The organism is Rhodococcus sp. ABRD24, assembly GCF_004328705.1.
Taxonomy (GTDB): Bacteria; Actinomycetota; Actinomycetes; order Mycobacteriales; family Mycobacteriaceae; genus Prescottella.
In genome coordinates, this window is record NZ_CP035319.1 from 4227552 (window position 1) to 4243474 (window position 15923).

The 15923-nt window shown below is 67.9% G+C and carries 18 protein-coding genes; 11 read left to right on the top strand and 7 right to left on the bottom strand.

The genetic code is table 11. The features are described 5' to 3' along the window. Positions 1-25: 25 nt before the first annotated feature. The 6 genes from folP to ERC79_RS18955 all read left to right on the top strand — a co-directional run bounded on the left by folP (position 26) and on the right by ERC79_RS18955 (position 4126). Positions 26-934, top strand: coding sequence for a dihydropteroate synthase (gene folP / locus ERC79_RS18930; protein ID WP_131579939.1), 909 nt, complete (start codon positions 26-28; stop codon positions 932-934). Further along, positions 931-1854, top strand: a complete 924-nt coding sequence (locus ERC79_RS18935; RefSeq protein ID WP_131579940.1) for a glucosyl-3-phosphoglycerate synthase — start codon at positions 931-933, stop codon at positions 1852-1854. Before folP ends, ERC79_RS18935 begins: the two co-directional genes overlap by 4 nt. Positions 1855-1900: 46 nt before the next feature. Continuing rightward, on the top strand, positions 1901-2233 hold the full coding sequence (locus ERC79_RS18940; RefSeq protein ID WP_131579941.1) for a DivIVA domain-containing protein: 333 nt from the start codon (positions 1901-1903) through the stop codon (positions 2231-2233). After that, the gene (locus ERC79_RS18945) at positions 2230-2829 is read left to right on the top strand and encodes a DNA-3-methyladenine glycosylase I (protein ID WP_131579942.1); all 600 of its coding nucleotides are present in this window, start codon (positions 2230-2232) and stop codon (positions 2827-2829) included. Before ERC79_RS18940 ends, ERC79_RS18945 begins: the two co-directional genes overlap by 4 nt. Before the next feature lie 152 nt (positions 2830-2981). Beyond that, a complete protein-coding gene (locus ERC79_RS18950; RefSeq protein ID WP_003931055.1) occupies positions 2982-3149 on the top strand; it encodes a DUF3117 domain-containing protein in 168 nt (55 codons plus the stop codon). A 125-nt stretch (positions 3150-3274) separates the two neighbouring features. Continuing rightward, positions 3275-4126: a putative RNA methyltransferase gene (locus ERC79_RS18955; protein WP_131579943.1), complete on the top strand. Its 852-nt coding sequence runs from the start codon at positions 3275-3277 to the stop codon at positions 4124-4126. On the opposite strand, the gene glgA is transcribed toward ERC79_RS18955, so the two are convergent. Next, a complete protein-coding gene (glgA, locus tag ERC79_RS18960; protein WP_131579944.1) occupies positions 4099-5271 on the bottom strand; it encodes a glycogen synthase in 1173 nt (390 codons plus the stop codon). The two genes, ERC79_RS18955 and glgA, sit on opposite strands and share 28 nt — an antisense overlap. Before the next feature lie 102 nt (positions 5272-5373). On the opposite strand from glgA, the gene glgC reads away from it, so the two are divergent. After that, the gene (gene glgC / locus ERC79_RS18965) at positions 5374-6588 is read left to right on the top strand and encodes a glucose-1-phosphate adenylyltransferase (protein ID WP_131579945.1); all 1215 of its coding nucleotides are present in this window, start codon (positions 5374-5376) and stop codon (positions 6586-6588) included. A 3-nt stretch (positions 6589-6591) separates the two neighbouring features. On the opposite strand, the gene ERC79_RS18970 is transcribed toward glgC, so the two are convergent. Further along, complete coding sequence (locus ERC79_RS18970; protein ID WP_131579946.1) at positions 6592-7224, bottom strand: O-methyltransferase; 633 nt, start codon at positions 7222-7224, stop codon at positions 6592-6594. A gap of 347 nt (positions 7225-7571) precedes the next feature. Between ERC79_RS18970 and sigE the strand changes: the two genes are divergently transcribed. The 4 genes from sigE (at position 7572) to tatB (ending at position 10611) form a co-directional block, all read left to right on the top strand. Beyond that, positions 7572-8171, top strand: a complete 600-nt coding sequence (gene sigE / locus ERC79_RS18975) for an RNA polymerase sigma factor SigE (protein WP_131581332.1) — start codon at positions 7572-7574, stop codon at positions 8169-8171. Positions 8172-8187: 16 nt separating this feature from the next. Beyond that, positions 8188-8544 carry an RNA polymerase subunit sigma-70 gene (locus ERC79_RS18980; RefSeq protein ID WP_131579947.1) on the top strand — a complete coding sequence of 119 codons (357 nt, stop codon included), beginning with the start codon at positions 8188-8190 and terminating at the stop codon, positions 8542-8544. A gap of 192 nt (positions 8545-8736) precedes the next feature. After that, on the top strand, positions 8737-10131 hold the full coding sequence (locus tag ERC79_RS18985) for a trypsin-like peptidase domain-containing protein (RefSeq protein ID WP_242676911.1): 1395 nt from the start codon (positions 8737-8739) through the stop codon (positions 10129-10131). Positions 10132-10203: 72 nt separating this feature from the next. Further along, positions 10204-10611, top strand: a complete 408-nt coding sequence (gene tatB, locus ERC79_RS18990; RefSeq protein ID WP_131579949.1) for a Sec-independent protein translocase protein TatB — start codon at positions 10204-10206, stop codon at positions 10609-10611. Positions 10612-10668: 57 nt separating this feature from the next. Here the strand turns inward: tatB and ERC79_RS18995 are convergent, their stop codons facing one another. The 5 genes from ERC79_RS18995 to ERC79_RS19015 all read right to left on the bottom strand — a co-directional run bounded on the left by ERC79_RS18995 (position 10669) and on the right by ERC79_RS19015 (position 15897). Next, positions 10669-11523, bottom strand: a complete 855-nt coding sequence (locus ERC79_RS18995; protein WP_207390367.1) for a hypothetical protein — start codon at positions 11521-11523, stop codon at positions 10669-10671. 116 nt (positions 11524-11639) lie between these two features. Continuing rightward, entirely contained in the window at positions 11640-12776 is a 1137-nt protein-coding gene (locus tag ERC79_RS19000; RefSeq protein WP_131579950.1) for an Mrp/NBP35 family ATP-binding protein, read from the bottom strand. A 63-nt stretch (positions 12777-12839) separates the two neighbouring features. After that, entirely contained in the window at positions 12840-13919 is a 1080-nt protein-coding gene (locus tag ERC79_RS19005; protein WP_347563575.1) for a lytic murein transglycosylase, read from the bottom strand. Between the two features lie 168 nt (positions 13920-14087). Then, positions 14088-14630, bottom strand: a complete 543-nt coding sequence (locus ERC79_RS19010; protein ID WP_242676640.1) for a DUF1003 domain-containing protein — start codon at positions 14628-14630, stop codon at positions 14088-14090. Continuing rightward, positions 14623-15897: a CBS domain-containing protein gene (locus tag ERC79_RS19015; protein WP_131579952.1), complete on the bottom strand. Its 1275-nt coding sequence runs from the start codon at positions 15895-15897 to the stop codon at positions 14623-14625. The genes ERC79_RS19010 and ERC79_RS19015 overlap by 8 nt, the downstream gene beginning before the upstream one ends. Positions 15898-15923 lie beyond the last annotated feature (26 nt).

Below are 15923 nucleotides of genomic sequence, written 5' to 3' on the forward strand. Positions count from 1 at the left end.
GCCGTGCTCATGCGACTATGGGGGCATGGCACCCCGCCCCGCCTCCGCTCACACCTCGGCGCCCGACCGCGTCCTGCCCACATTGTGTGGCAAGCCGGTCGCGACCGATCGTGCCCTGGTAATGGCGATCGTCAACCGGACCCCGGACTCGTTCTACGACCGCGGCGCAACGTTCACCGACGAGGCCGCGATGGCCGCCGTCGACCGTGCGGTGGCCGAGGGCGCCGATCTCGTCGACATCGGCGGTGTGAAGGCTGGGCCCGGAACTGTCGTGGACGCGACCGAGGAGATCCGCCGGGTGGTGCCGTTCGTGGAGGCGATCCGGGCCCGCTACCCGGACGTGATCATCAGTGTCGATACGTGGCGCAGCGAGGTCGCGCGACTGGCGTGCGGCGAGGGCGCGGACCTGATCAACGACACGTGGGCGGGGGCCGATCCTCAGCTGGTGGAGGTGGCGGCGGAACTGGGCGCGGGGATCGTCTGCTCGCACACAGGGGGTGCGGTGCCGCGTACCCGCCCGCACCGCGTCCGGTATGCCGACGTGGTCGCAGAGGTGACCGACGAGGTGGTCCGGGCGGCCGAACATGCCCGGCGTCTGGGTGTGCGGGCGGACTCGATCCTGATCGATCCCACCCACGATTTCGGCAAGAACACCTTCCACGGGCTCGAATTGTTGCGGCGCGTGGAAGATCTCGTTAAGACCGGATGGCCAGTGCTGATGGCGCTGAGTAACAAGGACTTCATCGGGGAGACTTTGGGTGTGGAACTGGCCGAGAGGTTGGAGGGGACCCTCGCGGCGACCGCGCTCGCGGCCGCCGGGGGCGCCCGCGTGTTCCGAGTCCACGAGGTTGCCTCGACCAGACGGGTGGTCGACATGGTCGCAGCGATCGCGGGCACCCGGCAGCCCGTCCGTACCGTACGGGGGTTGGCATGAGTATCACGGAAACGTCCCGAACCTGGACCGAGGCCAACAGCTGGGACCACCCCTGCTGGAGCATCGCGGAGCTCGAGCAGGCCAAGGCCGGGCGCTCGGTCTCGGTGGTGCTCCCGGCGCTCAACGAGGAGAAGACCGTCGCGGGAGTCGTCGACACGATTCACCCCCTGCTCGGTGGGCTGGTGGACGAGCTGATCGTCCTGGACTCGGGTTCCGGCGACGCGACGGCCGAACGCGCTGCGGCCGCCGGCGCCACCGTGATCAGGCGCGAGGACGCCGTTCCAGGGATGCCCCCGGTGCCCGGCAAGGGGGAGGTGTTGTGGCGGTCGATCGCCGCCACAACCGGTGACCTCATCGCGTTCGTGGACTCCGATCTCGTCGAGCCCGATCCGGCCTTCGTCCCCAAGCTGCTCGGTCCGCTGCTGACCGTGGACGGCATCCACCTCGTCAAGGGCTACTACCGCCGCCCGCTGCGGGTGAGCGGCACCGAGGACGCCAACGGCGGCGGCCGGGTCACCGAACTCGTGGCACGTCCGATGCTCGCGGCGCTGCGACCCGAACTGACCTGCGTCCTGCAGCCGCTCGGCGGCGAGTACGCGGGCACGCGCGAGCTGTTGTCCTCGGTGCCGTTCGCGCCTGGTTACGGCGTCGAGATCGGCTTGCTGCTCGACACTTACGACCGGCTCGGCCTCGGTGCTATCGGCCAGGTCAACCTGGGTGTTCGCAAGCACCGGAACCGGCCGCTGTCGGAGCTGGGTGTGATGAGCCGGCAGATCATCGGCACCATGTTGCGCCGATGCGGTGTCGAGGACACCGGCGCCGGGCTGACCCAATTTCGTGTCGACGGCGACTCGTTCGTCCCGGCCCGGACCGACGTGTCGCTCGCCGATCGTCCGCCGATGAACACGATCCGCCCCTGACCCCGTCCGCGGAGTTTCTGTCGGTGCTTCGTGACAAGATCGGGTCATGTTGACGGTCCTGCTGTACCTGCTGATCATGGTGCTGGTCGGTGGCCTGCTGTTCTTCGTTGCGAGCACTGTGTTCGGCCGCGGCGAGGAGCTGCCCAGGCTCCCAGCAGGTACCACCGCCACCGTGCTGCCTGCCCGAGGAGTCACCGGATCCGACGTCCGGTCGTTGCGGTTCCAGCAGACGCTGCGCGGGTACAAGGCCGGTGAGGTGGACTGGGCGCTCGATCGTCTCGGGCGCGAGATCGACTCGTTGCGTGCGCAATTGGCTGAGCGCGACGGCGGCGGGCCTCCGGTTCCCGCACCGACGGATCGGCCTGGGGACCTCGAATGAACGACGCTGCGTTACACGATCATCCGGCCACGAGCGAGCGGTCGCGCTGTCCCTGGGCGGTGGACCGGGACGGTTCCCGAACCTACCGCGACTACCACGATCTCGAGTGGGGGCAGCCGCTGTACGGTCGGGACGAGTTGTTCGAGCGAGTGTGCCTAGAGGCCTTCCAGTCCGGACTGTCGTGGATCACCATCCTGCGCAAGCGCGAGGCGTTCCGGGAGGCGTTCGCGGGCTTCGTCCCGGAAAAAGTGGCAGCCTTCGGCGCCGGCGATGTCACTCGATTGCTCGACGATGCGCGGATTGTGCGGAACCGCGCGAAGATCGAGGCTGCGATCACCAATGCGCGCGCGGTTCTCGAACTCGAGGGCACCGATTTCTCAACGCTGCTGTGGTCGTTCGCTCCGGCGCGGCGCGCGCGGCGGTTCACGAGTGTCGAGGAGGTGCCTGCGGTCACGCCGGAGTCCACCGCGATGGCACGTGAGCTCAAGCGTCGCGGCTTTCGTTTCGTCGGCCCGACCACTGCATATGCGCTCATGCAGGCCACCGGAATGGTTGACGACCACATCGCTTCCTGCTGGGTCGAACCCGTCGGCTGAGTCTGTCTGATTCGGGTGGTTTTGTGCCTCAGCTTCCCGGCAACCTACTCGATAGGGAAGAATGTCCTACAGTGCCTCGCTAAGTGCTGGCGGGGCGCGACGGTAACCCGAGGCGCTGGTGCAGTACGGCGCAGATGTGGAGGGAGCAGAGGATGGCGGCCATGAAGCCCCGGACCGGGGACGGTCCCCTCGAAGCAACCAAAGAGGGACGAGGAATCGTCATGAGGGTTCCACTCGAGGGCGGTGGACGGCTGGTCGTCGAACTCACCCCTGAGGAAGCAGCAGCTTTGGGGGACGAGCTCAAGGGTGTCACCAGCTAGCTCGGGCAGCTCGAGTCGGCTTGTCGGCCGGGGCGGGTCACCAGTTTCAACGGTGAGACGGCCCGGCCGTCCCTGTCGGCAGCTGACAGGCAAACGGGGGCGATCGAAAGGGTACGACGGTACCGATGCTTGCGGAGGTGAGTGGACTCCTCTCGTGTCCGCAGTGCGGTGACGGCCTTGATCTCATCGACCGGGCGCTGGTATGCGCCCGCGGTCACAGCTTCGACGTGGCCCGGCAGGGCTACGTCACCCTGCTCACCGGTACGGCGAGCAAGTTCACCGGTGACAGTGCCGAGATGATTTCCGCCCGGTGTGATTTCCTCGAGGCGGGGCACTTCGACCCACTCCTGGATGCGGTTGCCGTCGCCTGTCGAGACGGCGGTACCGGCGCGGATCCGCAAATCCTCGAGATCGGTGCGGGCGCCGGTCACTATCTGGCTCGCGTCCTCGACGCGCTCCCGTCTGCGCGGGGCATCGGACTCGACATCTCCAAGCCTGCAGCGCGTCGACTGGCCCGTGCGCACCCGCGAGCCGCGGCCGTAGTCGCCGACGTGTGGCGACAGCTTCCCGTGCGCGACCGTGTGCTCACCCACGTGCTGTCGATCTTCGCCCCGCGCAACGCTGCCGAGATCGACCGAGTCCTGTGCGACGACGGAGTACTGGTCGTCGTGACCCCTACCGATCGGCATCTGGGCGAGCTGGTGGAACTGCTCGGGATGGTGCGTGTCGACGATCGCAAGACTGAGCGGCTCGGTGAGACACTGGCGGGGCGGTTCGAACGCGTCCACCGCACGCGGCTCGAGTTCCGGATGGCACTGTCGCATCGGGACGTCGACAACCTGGTGGGCATGGGGCCCTCGGCTCGGCATCTGACCACAGAAGGGCGGTCCACGGCGATCGCGGCGCTGCCCGAACCGTTCTCGGTCACCGCATCGGTGGTCGTGTCGACCTATCGACGGCCGAGTACCTCGCGGTAGACCTCGAGCGTCTGGTCGGCGACGCGAGCCCACGAGAACTCGGTAGTGGCTCGCAGACGGCCGGCCCGTCCCATTGCCCCCGCGAGCGCGGCGTCGGAGGCTACCTCGTTCACTGCCGTCGCCAGTGCGTGCTCGAACGCCTTCGGTTCATACGAGTTGTAGTGGACCAGACGGCCGGTGACGCCGTCCTGGACTACTTCGGGGATGCCGCCGACGTCGGAGGCCACCACTGCGGTCTCGCAGGCCATCGCCTCGAGATTTACGATACCTAGCGGCTCATAGACCGACGGGCACACGAATACCGTCGCCGCGGAAAGGATTTCGCGAACCTGCGGAGTCGGCAGCATGTCCCGGATCCAGAACACGTTGCCGCGTCGGGCGGACAGTTCCGCGACGGCGCGTTCGGTCTCGGCGGCGATCTCGGCGGTGTCGGGTGCGCCCGCGCACAGCACGAGCTGGATCTCGGGAGCGAACTCGTGCGCGGCGGCGACGAGGTGTCCGACCCCCTTCTGCCGGGTGATCCGCCCGACGAACGCTGCGATCGGGCGGTCTGGATCGACTCCCCGCATGGACAGCGCCGACGCCGCGCCGGGCACCACCGGGCCGGGGTGCCACGCGTCGGCGTCGATCCCGTTGTGCACCACGTGCACCCGTGCGGGGTCGATCGCCGGATACGTGGTGAGGACGTCAGCCCGCATCCCGGCACTCACCGCGATCACGGCGTCGGCATGCTCGATCGCATTACGTTCGGACCACGACGAAACGCGGTAGCCGCTTCCGAGCTGCTCGGCCTTCCACGGACGGCGGGGCTCGAGCGAGTGCGCGGTGACGACGTGCGGGATGTCGTACAGTGCGCCGGCCAGATGTCCGGCCAACCCGGTGTACCACGTATGGGAGTGAGCGATGTGCGCGCCGAGCGCGGCGTGCGCCATCCGCAGTTCCGCGGACAGGGTGCTCAGTGCGGGATTGGCTCCGGCCAGATCCGGATCGGGGCGGTGCACTGTCGCGCCCGAACGGGGTGCACCCATGCAGTGCACGTCCACATCGCACAGCAGCTGTAGGTGTCTTACCAGTTCGGTCACGTGGACTCCCGCGCCACCGTAGACCTCCGGCGGGTACTCCCTCGTCATCATTGCCACGCGCACGGGCTAAACCTAACCGCCGAAACCGGTTCGGGCCACCGGGTCCCGGCGCGTGTTCCGGGGCTTCGCTGGCGGCGGTCGGTACCGGCGGATAGGTTGACTGGTGTGAGGAGTCAGCCCCATGTGCTCGGGATCGTGCTCGCCGGCGGCGAGGGCAAGCGCCTGTACCCGCTGACGGCCGACCGCGCCAAGCCCGCCGTCCCGTTCGGTGGGGCCTATCGGCTCATCGACTTCGTGCTCAGCAATCTGGTCAACGCGGGCTATCTCCGCATCTGCGTGCTCACCCAGTACAAGTCGCATTCCTTGGATCGGCACATTTCCCAGACCTGGCGGCTGTCGGGATTCGCGGGCGAATACATCACGCCCGTCCCGGCGCAGCAGCGGCTCGGCCCACGTTGGTACACCGGAAGCGCCGATGCGATCTTCCAGTCTCTGAATCTGGTGTACGACGAGGACCCGGAGTACATCGTCGTGTTCGGTGCCGACCATGTGTACCGGATGGACCCCGAGCAGATGGTGCAGCATCACATCGACTCGGGCGCCGGCGTCACCGTCGCTGGCATCCGGGTGCCGCGCAGTGAGGCGTTCGCCTTCGGCTGCATCGACAGTGACGAGTCGGGAAGGATCACCCAGTTCCTGGAGAAGCCTGCCCACCCGCCGGGCACTCCGGACGATCCGAACGTCACGTTCGCGTCGATGGGTAACTATGTGTTCACCACGAAGGTTCTCGTCGACGCGATCCGTGCCGATTCCGAGAATTCCGACTCGGACCACGACATGGGTGGCGACATCATTCCCGCGCTGGTCGATGCGGGGATTGCGTCCGTCTACGACTTCAAGAACAACATCGTTCCCGGTGCCACCGACCGCGATCGGGGGTACTGGCGCGACGTCGGCACCATCGACGCCTTCTATGACGCGCACATGGATCTGGTGTCGGTGCACCCGGTGTTCAACCTCTACAACCGGCGCTGGCCCATCCGGGGAGGTGCCGAGAACCTGGCGCCCGCGAAGTTCGTCAAGGGCGGCCTGGCGCAGGAGTCCGTCGTCGGCGCGGGCTCGATCCTGTCCGCGGCCACGGTTCGTAATTCGGTGCTCAGTTCCAACGTGATGGTCGAGGACGGCGCGACCGTCGAGGGCAGCGTCCTGATGCCCGGCGTGCGGGTGGGCAAGGGTGCCGTGGTGCGGCGCGCGATCCTCGACAAGAACGTCGTCGTGGGGGAGGGCGAGATCATCGGCGTCGACCTCGAGCGCGACCGGCAGCGCTTTGCCGTCAGCAACGGCGGTGTCGTCGCGATCGGCAAGGGTGTGTGGATCTAGGCGTCAGATCCTGGCGGCGCAGAGCAGTCCGTCGCCCACCGGGAGCAGCACGCGCATGAGCCGATCGTCGTCGGCGACAGCCCGAGCAGCCTCCCGTACCGCGACCGTGGCGGCATCCCGCTGCGTCGGGTCCGGGACGCGTCCACCGAGCAGCGCGTTGTGCAGCACGATCACACCCCCGGGTCGCAGCAGCCGCACACCCTCGCGGACGTAGTGCGGATGGTCGGTGGGGGAGCTGTCGACGAACACCAGGTCGTACGCCGAGTCGGCGAGCCGGGGAAGCACGTCCAGGGCTCGGCCGTTGATCAGCCGGGTGCGTGACGGGGCGACGCCGGCGAACCGGAACGCCTGCTTTGCCGCGCGCTGGTGCTCGGGCTCGCTGTCGATCGTGGTGAGGACGCCGTCTTCGCGCATCCCGCGGAGTAACCACAGGCCGCTCACGCCGGCTCCGGTACCGACCTCCACCACGGTCTTCGCATCGAGCATCTTGGCGAACAGGGCCAGTGCGGCGCCGACCGGTGGCGGCACCGGGGCGGCGCCGAGATCCGAGGCACTGTCTCGTGCAGCGGCGAGCACCTCGTCCTCGAGGATCGTGTCCTCTGCGTGGGTGAGAATCCGTTCGGCATTCGTGTGCACGATCTAGAGGCTATCCTTGCTCCGCCGTAGAGATCGCCAGGCTCGCTCGTGGCGAAATTCTCAGGCCCCGCTCAGGTTGCTCATATTCCGTCCATATCGCGATGCGAGAGGGTGATTGCAACGCCGGAGGAGTAGACCGCACGGCGTGAAGATCGCGATGGGAACGGAGCGAGGGAACAATTCCGCAGGCTCGGGAGTTGAATCCCTCGAATACCGCATCTGTCGCGGTTCGCGGTCCTGAGTAGGAGGATCCACCCATCCACATGATGAATGCCGATCGCACACTCACCGAAACCCCCCACAGCTTCGTCTCGGCGGGCACAGCAACAGGTGTGTCCGAACTCGGCATGGGCGACGCAACATCGGATCTGAACGACCTCTCGGGCACCGCTGTGTTCGACGCCACCGGCGACAAGTCCGCGATGCCCTCGTGGGACGAGTTGGTCCGCGAGCACGGCGATCGTGTCTACCGCCTCGCTTACCGGCTCTCCGGCGACGCCCAGGATGCCGAGGATCTCACCCAGGACACATTCATCCGGGTCTTCCGCTCGTTGCAGAACTACCAGCCCGGCACCTTCGAGGGATGGTTGCACCGCATCACCACCAACCTGTTCCTGGACATGGTTCGCCGCCGCAACCGCATCCGGATGGAAGCGCTGCCGGAGGACTACGACCGCGTGCCCTCCGACTCGCCCAACCCTGAGCAGATCTACCACGACGCTCGCCTGGCCCCCGATCTGCAGACCGCATTGGACTCACTGGCGCCGGAGTTCCGCGCCGCAGTCGTACTGTGTGACATCGAAGGCCTGTCTTACGAGGAGATCGGTGCGACACTGGGCGTGAAGCTGGGTACCGTGCGCAGCCGCATCCATCGAGGACGGCAAGCGCTGCGCGAGCACCTCGCGGCAAATGGGAAGGTTGAATCCGATCAGATCGGTGTCGGGTAGCTATCAGGAGGGTTTGATGACGCAGGCGCGCAGACCTCGTCAGTTCGGCTCGACTGAGCACTTGGCGAGCGAGGCGATGGCGGCCTACGTGGACGGCGAGCTTCGAATGAACGCCTACCTCCGCGCCTCCCAGCATCTAGCGCTGTGCCCGGAATGCGCGGCAGAAGTCGATGCTCAGCAGCAGGCCCGAATCGCTTTGCGGCATGCGGGCGAGGTATCGATGCCGAGTTCCCTGCTCGGCCTGCTCAGCCAGATTCCGCGCTGCCACCCCGCGGAGCCGGACCCTGCGCCCGTCGATTCCGCACCCGGCATCATCTCCGTCGACCGCAACAGTGAGCTGGCTCGTCGCTGGCCGTTCCGTCGGCGCCACTGACGGCGCCGCGGACGGTCCGGGCATCCCATCGGTGATACTGGCTTGCGTGATTGACGCAGACGAGGGGGACATGCGCGCGTGACGGATGACTCGACCACACCGGCGACGCCGAATGGCGGCACCCCGCATCCGGGCCCGGACGATCGCCCCGAGGCGCCACGGCTCGCGCCCCGCCCGGTCTACCGCCCCCATATCGATCACGCATCGCAGCACGCGTTCGGCCGCCCACGCGGCGTCGACGGATCGTTCGAACCGACTGCCGTCGGCAGCGGGCGCCCGCAGGTGCGTGTGGGCTCGCCCGACGCGGTTCTCGCGGAGGCCTTCGGTCGCCCGGACGGCGAGCCGGACTCGCTCCAGCGCGGTCCTGAACCCGTAACCATCGATGCCGCTGAGGCCGATGTCCCTGCCGATCCGTGGCGTGATCCAGCTGCCCCGGCCCGGCTGGGCGCCCCCGCCGAGCGCCCCGAAGGTCCCGTGCCCCTACCGGCTGCCCCCAAACTGGGCGTGCGTGACGTGCTCTTCGGCGAACGCATCGCACCTAAGGCGCTGGCGACCCTGGGTGCGCTCGCACTCGTCATCGGACTGGTGGGCGGTCTCGTCGGGAGCGCCGTCACCTCGGACCGCGGCGCGCTCACGAGCGAGCGGGTGACGCTGTCGCAGTCCGGCGGCGACGTCGATGCACCGCAGGGACAGATCGCCGCCGTCGCAGGCGCGGTGCTCCCGGCTGTCGTGTCGGTTCAGGTGGCGCTCGGGGAGCAGTCCGGGACCGGTTCCGGTGTCGTCGTCGACGGTGCGGGCTACATCGTCACCAACAATCACGTGATCTCGATGGCGGCGGCGAAGCCGGACGCCGCCACGATCAGGGTGACGTTTTCCGACGGCACCAAGGTGCCCGCACGGATTGTCGGCCGTGACACCAAGACCGACCTGGCGGTCCTCGAGACCGAGGTCGACAATCTGACGGTCGCGCAACTCGGCAGCTCGGCCGACGTGCGGGTCGGTCAGGACGTCGTCGCTGTCGGGTCCCCGCTGGGCCTCAACAAGACTGTTACCCGGGGCATCGTCAGCGCCCTGAATCGGCCGGTGCGCCTGACCGGCGAGGGGACGGACACCGACGCGGTGATCGACGCGGTCCAGACCGACGCCGCGATCAACCCCGGCAACTCGGGCGGCCCTCTGGTCGACATGGAGGGCAGGGTCATCGGCATCAACTCGGCGATCCGGTCCGAGAGCGGCGGCTCGGTGGGACTCGGGTTCGCGATTCCGATCGACGACGTCACAGCCGTCGCGCAGGAGTTGATCCGGAACGGTGTCATGCACCACCCCGAGATCGGGGTGAACGCTCGGACCGTCATCAACGATGTGACCAGCGGCGCCGAGGTCGCGAACGTTCAGTCCGGCAGCCCCGCGCAGAAGGCGGGTGTCGCCGAGGGCGATGTGATCGTCAAGGTCGGCGACCGATCCGTGAGCAGCGCGGACGAGCTGGTTGTCGCGGTGCACGACCAGAAGGTCGGGGCGCCGGTCACGGTGCAGCTGATTCGCTCCGGCCGGCCCGTGGACGTCCAAGTGACGCCCACGTCGGACTGACGAATTCTGTCCACTCTGTGATTTTTGCGGATCGTCCGAGCGATACTCGCCTCGGGCACGTACGCTGAACCCGTGTTTGGCAACATCGGCTGGGGCGAGTTCATGGTGCTCCTCATCGCAGCGCTCGTCATCCTCGGACCCGAGCGGCTGCCCGGCGCGGTCAGCTGGGTCACCAAGAGCCTTCGGCAGGTGCGCGAGTACGCCTCCGGCGCGAGCCAGCAACTCAAGGACGAGCTGGGTCCGGAGTTCGACGATCTCCGCAAGCCGCTCGCCGATCTGAACCAGCTGCGGGGGATGACGCCGCGCGCAGTCATCACCAAGCACCTGCTCGACGGTGACGACTCGGTCATCAGCGGAACCTTCGATGGCAAGCCGTTCGCCAACGGGTCCCCGAACAACTCCTCGATACCGAAATCGGTGCCCTCGTCCCCGCCGCTCGCGGCGAACGAGCGTCCGCCGGTCGACCCGGACGCCACATAGGGACCAGATCTCACCCGGGCGGGCTATCGGCGGGGGTGGTGGCGAACCCGCTGCGATTCAGAGCAGTCCGCCACCGAAGAAGGTCGAGAGTGCTGGCACCGGGTTCGCGGCGGTGGTGGTGTTCGCCACCGCAACAACAACGGCGGCGAGCGACAGCAACGCCGATAGGACACCGAACGAACCCAGCACGCGGCGCGTCGACCGGTCGGACAGCCCCGTTCTCGCAAATCGCCTCCACAAGAGCACGCTCGTACCGATGAGGGTGGCTGCCACAATCACAGAGATCACCGCCATGGCCGCGTGATATCGAGAAAAGTCGTTGATCATCGCGTCGAGGGCAGGAGAGGTGTGGCTACCGGCCGCCAGTTGCTGCCTCACCTGGCCGAGCGAATCGCCGAGATCCCCCTTGTCTTCGCCGACCGGCAGCATCGGAAACAGCGACGAGAAGGGCGCCGCAGCGCCCTGGACGTTGGCCGTCACCACCAACAAGGAGAACAGCGCGAGTATCGAGGCGAGTACACCTCCCGTCGCGAGGGCGACTCTCCTCACCGCTCCGAGACCGCTGGCCTGCAGGTAGGACTTCCAGAGAAGATTGCCGAGCGCGACGACGACGGCCAGCAAGATCGCAGCAATCACGGCCTTGACGGCGTGGAAGCGAAACCAGTAGTCGACGACGCTTTCCAGATCCGGCGAGAAATCCCCGGCGCCGAAACTCCAGTATCCGACGAACGCCTCACGGAAGGCTCCGGCGATGTGCTCCCCATCGAAGTGGCCACTGCCCGGAGCGCTCGCCGCCAACCCGCTCGGGGCCACGAAGAGAGCGCCGACGAGGGCGGCAGCGATGGCCGCGAGGGCTGTCAGCGCGCGAACTGGGACGCCCACGGGTGGGGGTGGGGAGACGGTGTTGCACAAGGAGATTCCTCCTCGGTCGGAGATCTCCACCCGACGGATGAGGGCGCCTGGGCCGGTCCTCCGGTCGGAAAGGGCCGTTCCGGCTTGCCTGGTGTGGTGGCGATCGATGCGGGGTTCTACAGGTGCCGGGTGGTGTCGATACCCAGGGACATGCCGGCCAGCCCGCGGGCGCGGACGGAGAGCTTGTCCGCGATCTCGCGGAGCACCGTTCCGGCTGGGGAGTCCGGGGCGCTCAGGACGATCGGCAGGCCCGCGTCGCCACCTTCACGGACGGCCTGCTCGAGCGGAATCTGGCCCAGCAGCGGCACGCTCGCCCCGACGGCCTTGGTGAGGCGATCCGCGACGGCCTGACCGCCGCCGGAACCGAAAACCTCCATGCGGGTGCCGTCGGGCAGTTCCATCCAGGACATGTTCTCGACCACGCCGGCGATACGCTGGCGGGTCTGTAGAGCGATCGCGCCGGCGCGCTCGGCGACCTCGGCGGCCGCCTGCTGCGGCGTGGTGACGACGAGGATCTCGGCACCCGGGATCAGCTGGGCCACCGAGATTGCGACGTCGCCGGTGCCGGGCGGAAGGTCCAGCAAGAGCACGTCCAGATCGCCCCAGAAGACATCGGCGAGGAACTGCTGCAGCGCGCGGTGCAGCATCGGCCCGCGCCAGACGACCGGAGTATTGCCCTGGGTGAACTGCGCGATCGAGATGAGCTTCACATCGTGTGCCTGCGGCGGCATGATCATCCGCTCGACCTGCGTGGGTTTGGCATCGGTGCCGAGCATGCGGGGCACGGAATGGCCGTAGATATCGGCGTCGAGCACGCCCACCGACAGGCCCTTCGCTGCCATCGCGGCGGCGAGGTTGACTGTGACGCTGGACTTTCCGACGCCACCCTTGCCGGATGCCACCGCGTACACGCGGGTGAGCGAGCCGGGCTGGGCGAACGGGATCACCGGCTCGGTGGAGTCGCCACGCAGCGAGCGACGCAGTTCGGTGCGCTGTTCGTCGTTCATGACGTCGAGTTCGACGCGAATGGCGCCCGCGCCTTCGACATCTGCGACGGCCTTGGTCACACGTTCGGTGATCTCGGTTCGCAGCGGGCAGCCCGCAGTGGTGAGGTAGATGCCGATGTCGACACTGCCGTCGTCGCCGATCTCGATGCTCTTGACCATCCCGAGTTCGGTGATGGGTTTGCGAATCTCGGGGTCCTGCACGCGGGACAGTGCGGTGCGGACGGCGGTCTCGCTCAGGGCTGCCATGCCCACCATGGTAGGCGGCGCAGTATCACTGGTTACGCGGCAGGTCGGCCGGACCCGGCGTTCTCACGCTGCGGGTCCGGGCGCCGGTGCCGGTGCCGGCGCGGGCGGCGGGCAGAAGACGAGACACGGTAGCGGTGGCAGCCCCGGGATAACCGGAACGGGCATGGGCGCCGGGACCGCCGCAGGAGCCGGTATTGCAGGCGGCTGACCGGGTTCCGGTGTCGGCGGCACGGTCGTGGGGGGCATGGGAGGCGTGGGGGTTGTGGCCTCACCCTCGGCATCGACGAGGCGTTGCGGCGGGATCGGAGTGACCGGCACTGCCGGAGCGGCCGTACCGCCCGCCCGGTACCCGGCGGACCAACCGATCACGTTCGCCGCGTAGGCCGCCGAGTTGTTGTAGCGGAGCACGGCCCGCATCTCCTGGGCAGGGTCACGCAGATCGAGCCCGCCGGAGCACAGGTAGCTTGCTGCGGCCAATGATGAGTCGAACACGTTGTTCGGATTCGCGACGCCGTCACCGTTTCCGTCCACGGCGTACCTCGCCCAGGTACTCGGAATGAACTGCATCGGACCCACGGCGCGGTCATGGACCGGGTCACCGTCGATCACGCCGCGATCGGTGTCGGTGATGATCTCGTTGCCGGCGAGGTGGCCGTTGAGGGTGGGGCCCAGGATCGGTGTGATGGTGGTGCCGGCGGTGTCGGTCTGCCCGCCGCCAGCATGCCCGGACTCGATGCGTCCGATCCCCGCGAGCAGGTTCCATTGCAGGCCGCAGCCTGGCTGACTGCTCGCCATCGTGAGCTCGGCCGCGCGATAGGCGCCCAGCACGATCTCCGGGATGCCGAGTGGTCCGACGATCGCGGGGACCGGCACCGAACGCGGCGCGGCTCCCGGCAGCACACCGGTCGGGCTGGGGGGCACCTGCGCAGAGGCGGGCTTGGACGTGCGGAGCTGACGCTCCGGCCGCGGCGCCGACGGGATCAGCCCGACGGTGGGAATCAGAGCGGCCTGCGCGGCGGGCGGGTCCTGTGCCGGAAGCGGGTGGGTTGCGGCCGCGGATGCGGGCTCTGCTGGGGGAGTGCTGAACACGCCACCCGCGGAGGACGCTGCAGTCACGAATCCGGCGAGCACGAGGGCGGACACTCCGACAACTCCACGCACGCGCACTCGACTACCCCCTCTTGCAGGCGGACCTGCATCCACATTCGAACCGGGCTTCCGTGAGGTACATCCTCCGGTGATGTGACACACGTTACATATCGGTGACCGGTCGTGACCGGAGAACCGGGGCACGGGGCGGGATCGTCCGGATTACTTGCGCCCTGGACGGGGTCTCGGGGATGTTCCGCTGCCCGGGGCGTCCGGGCCGGCCTCCCGTCCGTCGAGCAGCTGCCGGATGTCGTCGAGTTCGCGACGCAGATAGTCGCGGGTGGCTACCTCACCCACCGCCAGGCGCAGGGCCGCCAGTTCGCGGGCGAGGAACTCGGTGTCCGCCTTGGTCTGCTCCGCACGTGCCCGGTCCTCCTCGAGTGAGACACGGTCCCGGTTCTCCTGCCGGTTCTGGGCCAGCAGGATCAGCGGGGCCGCGTATGCGGCCTGGGTGGAGAATGCGAGATTGAGCAGGATGAACGGGTACGGATCCCACTGCAGGCTCACCGCGGAGATGTTCAGCGCGATCCACACGATGACGATGACGGTCTGAATCATCAGGTACCGGCCAGTGCCCAGGAAGCGGGCGATCGTCTCGCTCACCCGCCCAACGGCCTCGACATCGAAACGGACCCGTAGCCCGCGGGTGCCCCGCGGCGTCTCGAGTCGCTGGCGGGCCTTCTGGCCGCCGGTCAGGTCACTCATCGTTCGACCCTTCCTCACGCCAGTCGGCTGGCAGGAGATGATCGAGCACATCGTCCACGGTGACGGCGCCCAGCAAGTGGTGTTCGTCGTCCACCACGGGTGCGCACACCAGGTTGTAAGTGGCGAAGTAGCGGGTGACGGTCGCGAGTGAGTCCTCGGGATCGAGGCGGGGCAGGTCGTCGTCGAGAACACCGCCGACCAGGCTCGCGGGCGGCTCGCGCAGCAGGCGTTGCAGGTGGACGCACCCCAGATACCGGCCGGTGGGGGTCGCGGTGGGTGGCCGGGCTACGAACACCATGCTGGCCAGTGCCGGCGTCAGGTCGGAGTTGCGAGCCCGCGCCAGTGCTTCGGCAACCGTGGTGGACGGGGTCAGCACGACGGGCGACGGCGTCATCAGGCCGCCAGCCGTGTCCGGGGAGTGCTCGAGCAGGCGCCGGACCGGAGCCGAGTCCTCCGGGTCCATCAGCTGCAACAGTGACTCGGCCTCTGTCTCGGGCAGCTCGCCGAGCAGATCGGCGGCGTCGTCCGGATCCATCGCCTCGAGGACGTCGGCCGCGCGCTTCACCTCGAGGTGGAGCAGCAGATCCGTCTGATCGTCGGCCGGCAGCTCCTGGACGACGTCGGCCAGTCGTTCGTCGTCGAGTGCCAGGGCCACCTCGTGCCGGCGTTTTTCCGGTAGCTCCCTGATCGCGTGCGCGACGTCGGCTGGGCGCATGCCCTCGAACTGCAGTAACAGCTGCGCGACGCCCTGACCGGGCATTGCCAGCGCACTGGGCGTGAGCCCGTGGACGTGGGTCCAGTCGACTACATGGATCGCGGAGCGGCGGCCGAGCCGTCCTCGCTGTGCGCGTACCGCGACCCGGGAGAGCACCCAGTCCCGGGTGCGGGTCAGTTCGATCCCGAGATCGACGACGACCACGTCGGTTCCGATCGCATCGATGACCTCCGGATCGTCGATCTGGACGCGGGAGTCGAGGACCTGGGCGAGCGCGAGAATTTCGGTGGGGCGCTGGTTGAACCGGCGCAGACTCACGTTGCCGGTCGTGAGTGTGACCGAGGCGGGCTCGATCGCGGTGACCCGCAGCATCGGTACGAAAATTCTCTTGCGCGTGAACATCTCGACGACCAGACCCAGCACGCGTGGTGGTTGCCGGCCGACGCGGATCATGAGAACCACATCGCGTACCCGTCCGATCGATTCGCCGTCCGGTCCGAGAACTACCAGGCCGGCCAGCCTGGCTGCGAATACCTTGTTCACAGCTGCCATGATGAAAAGGCTAATTCCCCACTGCG

Excerpts from the sequence above, each read along its gene's own strand:
- ERC79_RS18940 (WP_131579941.1), top strand. The coding sequence starts at position 1,901 with ATGTTGACGGTCCTGCTGTACCTGCTGATCATGGTGCTGGTCGGTGGC.
- ERC79_RS18950 (WP_003931055.1), top strand. The coding sequence starts at position 2,982 with ATGGCGGCCATGAAGCCCCGGACCGGGGACGGTCCCCTCGAAGCAACC.
- ERC79_RS18945 (WP_131579942.1), top strand. The coding sequence starts at position 2,230 with ATGAACGACGCTGCGTTACACGATCATCCGGCCACGAGCGAGCGGTCG.
- folP (WP_131579939.1), top strand. The coding sequence starts at position 26 with ATGGCACCCCGCCCCGCCTCCGCTCACACCTCGGCGCCCGACCGCGTC.
- ERC79_RS18980 (WP_131579947.1), top strand. The coding sequence starts at position 8,188 with ATGACGCAGGCGCGCAGACCTCGTCAGTTCGGCTCGACTGAGCACTTG.
- ERC79_RS19010 (WP_242676640.1), bottom strand. The coding sequence starts at position 14,630 with ATGAGTGACCTGACCGGCGGCCAGAAGGCCCGCCAGCGACTCGAGACG.
- ERC79_RS18955 (WP_131579943.1), top strand. The coding sequence starts at position 3,275 with ATGCTTGCGGAGGTGAGTGGACTCCTCTCGTGTCCGCAGTGCGGTGAC.
- ERC79_RS19015 (WP_131579952.1), bottom strand. The coding sequence starts at position 15,897 with ATGGCAGCTGTGAACAAGGTATTCGCAGCCAGGCTGGCCGGCCTGGTA.
- ERC79_RS18935 (WP_131579940.1), top strand. The coding sequence starts at position 931 with ATGAGTATCACGGAAACGTCCCGAACCTGGACCGAGGCCAACAGCTGG.
- sigE (WP_131581332.1), top strand. The coding sequence starts at position 7,572 with ATGGGCGACGCAACATCGGATCTGAACGACCTCTCGGGCACCGCTGTG.
- ERC79_RS19000 (WP_131579950.1), bottom strand. The coding sequence starts at position 12,776 with ATGGCAGCCCTGAGCGAGACCGCCGTCCGCACCGCACTGTCCCGCGTG.